This window comes from Clostridium sp. HCP1S3_C6, from assembly GCF_052066735.1.
Classification (GTDB): Bacteria; Bacillota; Clostridia; order Clostridiales; family Clostridiaceae; genus Clostridium.
Map to the genome: position 1 here is coordinate 1 of NZ_JBQHRN010000050.1, position 9,872 is coordinate 9,872.

Here is a 9,872-nt window from a genome sequence, read left to right on the forward strand (position 1 = left end):
TTATATCATAGTTTTAAATGATTTTTATAAGATTTATGATTATTTACTAAAATTTAAAATAGATGAGATTCTTTTGTATAATTGAAGAGGATTTCAAAAAATAAGGCTAATTTAATTTAATACACTAACCTTACTTACACACTTTATTTTTAATGTATTTTAATTTATTTCTTCAACTTTACATTTATGTTCTTTTGTTTTTGAATCATAGCAAATGGCAACTGCAAGTATTTTATTCTTTACATTTTCTTTTATAAATTTCTGATAATATTCTTTTTCTATTATTTGTTTTATTGCCACTTCTGGAGAACTATCTTTCTTTAATGCTAGAACAAATGCTGTGTCATTTTTTCTTCTTGGATGAAACATAAAATCTGCATAACCTTTTCCAGTTTTTTCTTCACGTTCAATTCTATATTTATTTCTTGCATATAAATATGCCAAAGTAATTGCACAAGAAAGACTATTTTCATCATTATACTGAAGTATTGGTATTTCACTATTATGAATATTATCAATTATTTTTTCCATAGTTTCAGTATCTTTATTTAAAGTAGCTTTCAACATTTTTTCAGAATTTTTAACCATACCCATAACTTCACCAAAGCTCTTATCCCTTAAGGCTTTTTCAAATTCCTTCATAAGTTCTTTATTAGGAATTCTTATGGTTCCATCATAATATGATAAAAATCCGTATACTATCATTGCTGAATATATTTCTTCCCTTGTTTCTGGTGCATCTTGACCTGCCCTAAATTCTTCATCAATTATAATATCTACTACATTCCCAGATACCATTTCTATTACATCATCACGTACTTCTGCTATATTATACTTTAGGTAAAATAAGACTTCATCCATTCTGCCTGTATTAGTCCAATAGCTTTTGCATTTGCCATTTTGAAGAGCCTTAACAACTGATCTAGGATTATATATTTTTTCTCCATCTTCACTTAAGTATCCATTATACCATTCACTTATTTCCTCAAAAGAAATAGTGTTCTGTTTATTACATAAATATTTTACCTCATCTTCAGTAAAACCAAAATAATTATCATAAATTCCATCACTAAGCATTGTAAATTCATCAAACATATTAAGAGCAGAGCCTTCTGAATACTTTTTAATTGGCAGTACTCCTGTCATATAACAAAGGGCCACATATGGTTTATCTTTTAAAAGATTTCTTAAAAATTCTAAAAAGTCTTTTTGATTTTCTTTAAATAAATCGTGGCTAAATATATAATCCCATTCATCTATAATAAAGATAAATTTTTCATTTGTCTTATTTAGCATTATATATATGTCTTCACTTTCAACTAAAATATTATTAAATATATTTAACAAATCTTTTTTTAAATTATTAATTATATTAGAAATGTAGTCATCATAAGTTTTCTTATTGTCCGGAATTTCATTAAAGGATAACTTTATAACATTATATTTATTGAGATTTTCTAAATAACTATCACTTTTACTTATATTAAGTTTATCGAAAATATCTTTTGAATTATGCCCTTTTGTATAATATGCTCCTAGCATATTTATTATAGATGACTTTCCAAATCTTCTTGGTTTTGTTATACAAATATATTTATCTGTAGTACTTATACAACTATTCAATTTTTCAATAATTTTAGATTTATCAATAAAATACTTAGACTTTATCAATTCCTTATAATTTTCAAGTGTTGCAGCTGTATTTAAATAAATAGCCATTATTTCTCACCTTCTTTCCTATTAATTTTATCCTTGTATATTTGTATTATACATTAAAATTAACTTATTGTTTTATTTTGAACATAAAATTGTCTAATAAATTATAACATGGCATTTTACCTGATGTTGAAAATCCTCAATATCTTTATAATAAAAAGCAAGCATTAAATACTTTGGCTAAAATTTAGTCATGTAAATAACACTTGCTTTTTATTTTAATATACTGAATTTTATAGAATTATATAAAATACTATTCTATCTTGGATTGTCAACACTACTGCACATAATAATCTCATGTATTATTTTTGATGACTTATAATCCATTGTAATATATTCTCTGCACCTATTTTACCAGATGCTAAGTCAAGGATTGTATCAATCAGCTCTTTCTGTGTATATGAAAGTTCATAACCATTTAATGCTAAAAATACCAGCATCACATGAGTACCTAATCGTTTATTTCCATCGACCATAGGATGGTTCTTTACAATTCCAAAGCAAAGTTGTGCTGCTTTTGCCTGTACACTTGGATACAGCTCTTCATCTTCAAATGACTGAAATGGATTAGCTAGTGCTGAATCAAGCATACCATCATAACGAATGCCATTACTACCACCAGTAGCCTAAATCAGCCTTCCATGAAGTAAAATGACTTGCTCTTTGCTTAATTTTATCATTTGGCAAGCACCTCATAAGCTTCCATATTCTGCTTAATAAGACGCTCTGATATATCAAATACATCCTCTGTGGATGCTATTTTTTCCTGTTCTGCTTTGCTAAAGTCAATTACAAGATATCTTGGTACATTGTTTTTTAGGATAACTGCTGAGCCATGTTCGTCAACAACTCTGGCAACCTTTGAAAAATTTTGATTAGCTTCTGTTATAGAAATCATTGTATTTGTATCTACTATCATAATATGCACCTCGCTTTCACTTATATTATACGCATATTATAGGATAAATACAACCTATTTTTATAGCTATTCCACAAATCTTGGAAATAATTCTTGATGTGAAAACTACATAAAATACCAAGACAATCACATATTTCACATCATTGTGAAAATTTGTGGCAGAACTGCGATTAATTTTTTCAGCCTTCTTTCTTGGAATTTCTTATATTTGAATTATACAGGAAGTTCCTTTATTGTACTAATTGAACTCTTCCCATGTTTTCCCATACAGTTTTGCTGCAATTTCATCCGTTTTAGGCAAAGTCTTGCTTTTGAACATTTCTGCTAGATTAAAATATTTACTTTTTTGAATGGGATTTTTACTTGCTTTTTTAAAATCTGTTGGATAAAAATGCTCAACTATAAAATATCTATGCTTAACTGTTTTCAAATTGTATCCATACTCTAATTCCGCATGAACAATAGCCTCTTTAATCTTTTCTATTTCCTCTTTTGTAGCAGCTTCTCCGCTTTCATTAATATATGACACTTCTCCATCTATTAACTCAGCTACAATTGTCTTTTTTAATTTGCCAATTGCCCTTATACTTTTTCCTTTATACAATCCAATATATCCATGTCCCGAATATCCTCTTGAAGCTTGATCATAATAAAGGTCGTATTTCAAATTATCTTCAAGTGTTGTTCCTGCAACAATTGCTCGCATCCAGTTTTCATCATCTGGTATCAATTTTTCTTCAAAGCAATACTTCTTATAATCATCAAGCACTGCCATTATCTCTGAATCACGTTCATCTACAATATCTTCCATTGCAACTACTAATTGTTCAAATGTAATATTTACATGCTTTATAGGTGTTTTTATTTCAGTAATCCTATCTGCATTATACTTTTTCAAGGCAGCCCCAAAACTGTCTATCAAGGATTTTTTCATTGGCTTTGGATCTAAAGTCAAAAGTACCTTTATCTCTTCTGTCCCAAATTGAGTAAGATGCTTTTCAAGTTGATCCTGATGAAATTGATTATGTAATTTAGTCTCTACAACTATCTTAAAACTTTTTTGACTTATTATCGCATCTGGAACACTTTCATCCCCAACTACCTGAAGGTCAAATGTTATTTCAGGTGTCTCATCTTGTCCAAGGATTAATGCATTTAGCATTGCAAAAAACTTATCTGTATTATAATTATATAATCGAGACAACATCAGCATAGTATTTGATGTGTCTACATTCTCCTTTGAATGATATCTTTGAAAATAATGTATTTGCACATATATACCTCCAATTTTCTATTGTGAAAGATACTCACTTGATAACCTAGTTTTTAGGTTATCAGCTGTTATTGCAATTACTGTTGAACCACTAATCGTGCAATTATTTCTTTACACTTTTCATATATTTTTGTATAATGTTCATCATATTTTTTCCTATCATATTCTTGACTATAGTATTCTTCAGAATTTTTATTATTTTTTAAATATTTTAAGTAAGGATTGTCTAAAACACTATCAAATGGATCATAAGCACTCATAATAATCACCAACTTATTTATAAATTTGATTATATTGTATAATTAATAATCGTCTTTTTTTTAAAATTATATTGGCAAGTTTATGTTATTTTTTTGTAAATAAAAAAATATTCCAAATAAAAAGCAAAACATACTTCTATTTGGAATATAATAAATCAGCAAATTAATACAAATTTAACTGTTATTTCTTCTTCTAAATATTCAGAAATATAGTTATTTAGTTTTTCATAATAGGGTTGTCTTTTTACTTTTTTTACATCTTCTAAATACTCTTCTTCAAATTCTAAAGTAAGAATACCATCTTCATAATGAATCGGAATACTGCAACTTAATGCATGATATATTATCAATTGTCTTTTTTCTTTAAAAAATTTAATAATATTATTCCAATTGCCTTTAATAGAATTCAATGAACAATTGTTAATTATCTTTATTTCAACATTCATATCTCTATCAAAAAATTCAGTCATTATATTATTAAGTAATTTATTAGTTTTTGCATTAACTAACCTGTTTTTATTATTTAAATAGCATTTATTAACCTTTATTGAAATTTTATTATTATTGCACTGAATATTAATTGCACCTAAGCATATATTAAGTGTATCTATTAGAAACTGTACTGCTTGTTTCCATTTATTTTCATCATTTTCACTAAAAAAATTATTATTAAAAGTTTTATCTATTTCATCGTAATCCTGTAAAAAAACATTAGAACACCCAGTAATTCTTTCTACACTTTTATTATTTTTATGTATCATAATGTAATCTGATAAATTTTTACCAAATGAATCTTTTAATACAGAGTTATACTCATTTTTTCCTGCAATTTGAAACTTTAATTGAATATTTTCTTTTAAATAACAACTAATTGCTTTACTAACTTTTTCATATTCATCTGGTTGTTCTAACCTTATCTTGCTTGATATATATCCTTCTTCAAATTCTAAAGTAAGAGTATTATTTTTATATGCTACAGGTTTTGAACTTGATAACGAAGCATATATTATCATCTCTCTATTTTTTTTTAATATTTGAAGTATATTTTTCCATTCTTTTTTTATATAATCTAGTGATATATTCATATTTTTATCCTCACAAAAACATATTTTATTGTTGTATTATATACTGTTTTTTTATTTTATAAAATTCCATTAGTTTTTGTTACTATTTTTGCCTACTAATCTTATTTCCTCAAGTTCCTTTTTTAGTCTTTTTCTATTAGATAATCATTTTATTCTTGTAATTTCTTATTTGTTTGGCATTCGCTATGGTATTATTTTACCCAATTAGATATACTTGCTTTAGAAACTTCATATTCTTCTACTAAGCTCTTTAAAGTGCTTCCTCTTAAATGTAATTTAACTATTTTATGTTTAACTTCTTCTTTAAAATATTGTTGTGACATATCCATTACCTTTTTTCTAATAAAATTATATTCCATTAGGTTCCCCTGCTACAACTTCACTATATCACAACACTGATTGATAAATATTTTCTGAAGGATTATTCAAATCATCCATAAGCCTAAAATATAATAGTTTTTGCAAATGCTTAAAAGTACTTTTATTAATTATTTAGTTGAAAAAAATCCTTTATTATCCACATATCCCATTTCTATTGTTTCTGGATGAGTCCATCCAGAAATTGAATCATTTACTTGACTTTTTATACTAAAAGAATATCTATTCATATTTTCATAATAATGAATATTCATAGGTAACCTTTCTAAAGGATTACTTTCATCAATTAATGTATATGATCCATTGTATTGACTAGTTTGTATTGTTAGGTAATGTATATTTTTATTATATTTTTTTACAAAATACCTAATTATATATTTTACTGCTTCTTTTTCTGGAAATTCATTATTTGTATTAGTAATTGGTTCCTCTATTGCCACTTGGAAATCCAATTTTTTTATCAACTAACGGATAACAATCAATATTATTAAAATCATCAATTCCAGAACCTATAAATTGCTGCAAATAAGATTCTACATCATCTGTATTAACTAAACAATATTTCTTGTCAGAAGATAGTGTTGCATTTGATTTCTTATAAAAAATGTTATTAAATAATAGCAACTCCATAAACACCATTTTACTCTTATCGTCAGCTGGAATACCATCAATTAGTTTGGTAACTTTAAAAAACTTGTTATTATCATTAATATTAGATAAATTAGTATAATCATATGTTGTGTTATTCATTACAAAGCTATCTGAAATTTTAAAAGATTTATTTATAGTTTCTGCATTTACACTATATGGTACAAGTAAACTTCCCAGTATAGCTGTAGCTAACAATGAGGCTATAGTTTTATTTCTATTCTTAAATATTAAGAATGTTACTACAAAAGCTAATAGAACAACTATGCCTAAAACTACTATAAATATCAGTTTGTTATTTCCTTTAGTGGTATCATTTTCTAATGTAATATTTTTATTTATCTCTTTATTTGAAGTTAATTCTTCTACATCAAGAGAAATATTGTCACTAATTTTTAATTCTTCCGGCAATTCAACATTAACAGATACATTTTTATAATTATGTTCAGATGTATTTTTTAAATTGATTTCAATAGATTGATTATCTTCTGAAGATGTAATTTCAACTCCAATTCCACTTTCATCATTTACACTTGCATAAGTAATATTATATAACTGTAAATTTAATATAAATATTCCTATTATGCATATGTATTTTCTCATTTTATTTCTCATATGTTACCCTACCAAAACAATATTTCATAATTATAATACAATATTTTTATATGTTTTTCAAAATATGGCATTTGTTAATTCACAATAAATTTTAATTAAAATTATTTTTACTGTTCAAGTCAAAGATATTCAGGCAGGAGGTTAACAAGTAATTATGCATGTTACTATACCTGATGATATCGCTTCAACATTTAAGATAGGTTATCACTTAAGAGGTGTAAGTGCTTATCTTATGAGAAATTACAAAGAAACCTTTTCACCACTTATTGTTGCAAAAAAATTACTTATCTATACAGTAATTCCAACACAAACTTACAATGATAATAATGAATTAACTATTAATGACAGATTAACTGCTATCAGTACATTCTCTGAACTTTTAAAGAATACTGATGAAACATCCATGAACAAGATAACAAGAATCTTAGATATCTTAAAGGAAGAATAATTTATGCATAAGAATTTTCATTATGTAATTACAACTGTACTAGCAAGAAATGATGTTAAAGCAAAGGATTTTTAGTCATACTTTGAAAGTTTAAAAATTGGATTCAATAACCATAAAGTAAAAAATAATCCTAAAGAAATCGACAATATCTATTTGTCTAAAGACATTGAAAATGGCATTGTTTTTGATTTCTGGGCAGAAAAAGAGCTACCTTTTGGACATGAACTTCAAAGCATGAGAAGAATCTCTGAAAGATTAGCTCAGATTGATTCATCAATTGTAATTGGTAAATCACATGTTCTTATCTCAGTTTAAGAAGAGAAAGGCTTACGCTTAATAGCGCAGGCCTTTTCTAGTCTAAGTAAGTATTATTATTCTAGTACCTTGAACTTTATTATATCTGGTATAGGTATTCCTATAGAATAACCTTCTTCAGGTGAAACATCAATTAAATCATAATCTCTATCTTCTACAGTTCCTACTTCATATCCTATTATATCACCTTCAATTTCTTTGCCGTTTTTTTGCTTGATCCATACATGTTCACCAATATAATCATGATAATCTAAATTAGCCATTCATAATCACGTCTCTCTCTTTTTATTTTTGTATATGCTTAAATTTTTTAATATTTATCCTTGTCATAATTTTTAATATTATATCATGACCGAATAATTTGTGTCTAATTATAACCAATCCATAATTGAACAATGATTGAACAACAATTGAATAAACATGCTCTTTTGATTAAATAAATTCCAAAACATTTTTAAATATGAAGGCATGTATTAAAAGCAGTTTAATTAACTACTTTTAATACTAAATATTTCTATAAATAGTATATGTACGAACTTACTTATAGTGCCCAATATTATATGAACAATAGTTGAACATTTTTGTTCATATAAGTGAACAAATTTCGAATACTTTTTTAATTAAATATCCCCTAGATTGTCAATACTTATTAATACAATTTTTATTTGGCCATATTTGCAAATTTATACTCAACTGGCATAATATAATTTAATGAGATTTTTTACCTTTCAATTCTGAAAATTATCCATCAATAATAAATAGCAAAATGTATCCTATGACATTTATTACTCAATGGACATTTTTTGCTATTTATTATTTCTTCTGAAATAACTGTAATGGCTTGATTTCACAATTACAAAAAGGACATTTTTTGCTATTTAATCCTTTATATAAAGTACTTGATTTTTATTATCCATTTTTTATTATCCATTTTTTATTATAATTTTTCAAAATCACTCCTACCATATAGGCTAGTCATATCCACAATGCTACTTTTTTACATAATGTTTAATACTTCGTTTACATCAACATCAAATACTTTTCCTGCTGTCATTTTATATAGCCCTAGATATACTCTGTTCCTGCTAAAATAATATTCTTCTAGATTATCACAATTATAGGCAGGTATTATATAATTTTAAATCAAATTTCTTAAATATATAATTTTATTTTTTAAAAATTAAAGATAATCTTAGAAAATTATATTATAAAAATCTAAAATTAATTTCTAATAAAAAAACTTATATATTTTAAAACAAGCTTTAATTTTTTGAATAACATAAATTTGTTCATTTAATTGAATAATAATTGAATAAACTTGTTCTTTTAATTAAATAAATTCCAAAGCATTTTTAACTATGAAGGCATGTACTAAATATTTCTATAAATAGTATATGTATAAACTTACTTAGTAGTACCAAATACTATATGAACAATAGTTGAACATTTTTGTTCATATAAGTGAACAAATTTCAAATACTTTTTTAATTAAATATCCCCTTGTATAATATAGTTGATGCTAGAATAAAAATAGTACAAGTTGAAAGTGGAAATTTCTCAAAAAGAGATATAATATAATTAGAATTATTGGAGGAATGGAAATGAGTAAGTACATCTACTCTAAATGATTGGGAGAAAGCCGCTAGAGATAATGATGGTGTAGTACCAACCAGAGGTTCTGGAAACTATTCTAGTGATGAAGCTAAAGAAAATGCTAGATTAAAAAGAGAATTACGAGATACAAGAGATGCACTTGATATATTAAAAAGAAGCCTAATATCAATAAATTAATATAGCATTCTGGGAAAATGATACAAGCCCCTGATAAGAATAAACAATTGATATTTAATACAGATTTTGAATATCAATATACAAGTAATGATTTAAAAGAACTTTGCAATAAATTTAAGATTACACAATCATTTAGTAAAAAAGGTTGTCCATATTATAATGCTTGTATAGAATCTTTCCATTCATCTATAAAGAAAGAAGAAATTTATAGAAATACATACCAAACCTTCGAAGAAGCCAATATTGCTATATTGAAGGTTGGTATAACAGAAGAAGGTTGCACTCTTCTATTAATATATGACTCCAAAGTAATGTAAGCGTCAAAAATTTCACGTATTTTAACTATAAATATCTGATGATAAAATAAACTCAGATAGTAAAAATGCTTACTGTCTGAGTTACAATTTAATATTTATTTTGAAGA

General features: G+C 25.6%; 11 protein-coding genes and 1 pseudogene. 2 read left to right on the forward strand and 10 right to left on the reverse strand.

All coding sequences use genetic code 11. The features are described 5' to 3' along the window. Positions 1-159: 159 nt before the first annotated feature. The 9 genes from ACTNAO_RS12235 to ACTNAO_RS12275 form a co-directional block, all read right to left on the reverse strand. Positions 160-1,719: an AAA family ATPase gene (locus ACTNAO_RS12235; RefSeq protein WP_441029429.1), complete on the reverse strand. Its 1,560-nt coding sequence runs from the start codon at positions 1,717-1,719 to the stop codon at positions 160-162. Between the two features lie 299 nt (positions 1,720-2,018). Further along, positions 2,019-2,306 carry a type II toxin-antitoxin system death-on-curing family toxin gene (locus ACTNAO_RS12240; protein WP_441029426.1) on the reverse strand — a complete coding sequence of 96 codons (288 nt, stop codon included), beginning with the start codon at positions 2,304-2,306 and terminating at the stop codon, positions 2,019-2,021. Positions 2,307-2,392: 86 nt separating this feature from the next. Next, positions 2,393-2,635: a type II toxin-antitoxin system Phd/YefM family antitoxin gene (locus tag ACTNAO_RS12245; RefSeq protein ID WP_441029423.1), complete on the reverse strand. Its 243-nt coding sequence runs from the start codon at positions 2,633-2,635 to the stop codon at positions 2,393-2,395. Positions 2,636-2,873: 238 nt separating this feature from the next. Continuing rightward, a complete protein-coding gene (locus tag ACTNAO_RS12250) occupies positions 2,874-3,908 on the reverse strand; it encodes a hypothetical protein (RefSeq protein WP_441029420.1) in 1,035 nt (344 codons plus the stop codon). 77 nt (positions 3,909-3,985) lie between these two features. Further along, positions 3,986-4,168, reverse strand: coding sequence for a hypothetical protein (locus ACTNAO_RS12255; protein ID WP_441029417.1), 183 nt, complete (start codon positions 4,166-4,168; stop codon positions 3,986-3,988). 155 nt (positions 4,169-4,323) lie between these two features. Then, positions 4,324-5,253, reverse strand: coding sequence for a hypothetical protein (locus ACTNAO_RS12260; protein WP_441029414.1), 930 nt, complete (start codon positions 5,251-5,253; stop codon positions 4,324-4,326). A gap of 191 nt (positions 5,254-5,444) precedes the next feature. Next, positions 5,445-5,612 (reverse strand): hypothetical protein, encoded by a 168-nt coding sequence (locus tag ACTNAO_RS12265; RefSeq protein ID WP_441029411.1) that lies wholly within the window; start codon positions 5,610-5,612, stop codon positions 5,445-5,447. A 129-nt stretch (positions 5,613-5,741) separates the two neighbouring features. Beyond that, positions 5,742-6,071: a hypothetical protein gene (locus ACTNAO_RS12270; protein WP_441029408.1), complete on the reverse strand. Its 330-nt coding sequence runs from the start codon at positions 6,069-6,071 to the stop codon at positions 5,742-5,744. Then, positions 6,046-6,894 (reverse strand): hypothetical protein, encoded by an 849-nt coding sequence (locus tag ACTNAO_RS12275; RefSeq protein ID WP_441029405.1) that lies wholly within the window; start codon positions 6,892-6,894, stop codon positions 6,046-6,048. The genes ACTNAO_RS12270 and ACTNAO_RS12275 overlap by 26 nt, the downstream gene beginning before the upstream one ends. Positions 6,895-7,048: 154 nt before the next feature. Here ACTNAO_RS12275 and ACTNAO_RS12280 point away from each other — a divergent pair, with 154 nt between their 5' ends. Then, complete coding sequence (locus ACTNAO_RS12280) at positions 7,049-7,342, forward strand: hypothetical protein (protein WP_441029402.1); 294 nt, start codon at positions 7,049-7,051, stop codon at positions 7,340-7,342. A 371-nt stretch (positions 7,343-7,713) separates the two neighbouring features. Here the strand turns inward: ACTNAO_RS12280 and ACTNAO_RS12285 are convergent, their stop codons facing one another. Continuing rightward, positions 7,714-7,920, reverse strand: a complete 207-nt coding sequence (locus ACTNAO_RS12285) for a hypothetical protein (RefSeq protein ID WP_441029397.1) — start codon at positions 7,918-7,920, stop codon at positions 7,714-7,716. A 1,569-nt stretch (positions 7,921-9,489) separates the two neighbouring features. Here ACTNAO_RS12285 and ACTNAO_RS12290 point away from each other — a divergent pair. Then, positions 9,490-9,749: pseudogene (locus ACTNAO_RS12290) on the forward strand (transposase); the annotation flags it as partial. Positions 9,750-9,872 lie beyond the last annotated feature (123 nt).

Excerpts from the sequence above, each read along its gene's own strand:
- ACTNAO_RS12235 (WP_441029429.1), bottom strand. The coding sequence starts at position 1,719 with ATGGCTATTTATTTAAATACAGCTGCAACACTTGAAAATTATAAGGAA.
- ACTNAO_RS12240 (WP_441029426.1), bottom strand. The coding sequence starts at position 2,306 with ATGCTTGATTCAGCACTAGCTAATCCATTTCAGTCATTTGAAGATGAA.
- ACTNAO_RS12245 (WP_441029423.1), bottom strand. The coding sequence starts at position 2,635 with ATGATAGTAGATACAAATACAATGATTTCTATAACAGAAGCTAATCAA.
- ACTNAO_RS12255 (WP_441029417.1), bottom strand. The coding sequence starts at position 4,168 with ATGAGTGCTTATGATCCATTTGATAGTGTTTTAGACAATCCTTACTTA.
- ACTNAO_RS12260 (WP_441029414.1), bottom strand. The coding sequence starts at position 5,253 with ATGAATATATCACTAGATTATATAAAAAAAGAATGGAAAAATATACTT.
- ACTNAO_RS12265 (WP_441029411.1), bottom strand. The coding sequence starts at position 5,612 with ATGGAATATAATTTTATTAGAAAAAAGGTAATGGATATGTCACAACAA.
- ACTNAO_RS12275 (WP_441029405.1), bottom strand. The coding sequence starts at position 6,894 with ATGAGAAATAAAATGAGAAAATACATATGCATAATAGGAATATTTATA.
- ACTNAO_RS12280 (WP_441029402.1), top strand. The coding sequence starts at position 7,049 with ATGCATGTTACTATACCTGATGATATCGCTTCAACATTTAAGATAGGT.
- ACTNAO_RS12285 (WP_441029397.1), bottom strand. The coding sequence starts at position 7,920 with ATGGCTAATTTAGATTATCATGATTATATTGGTGAACATGTATGGATC.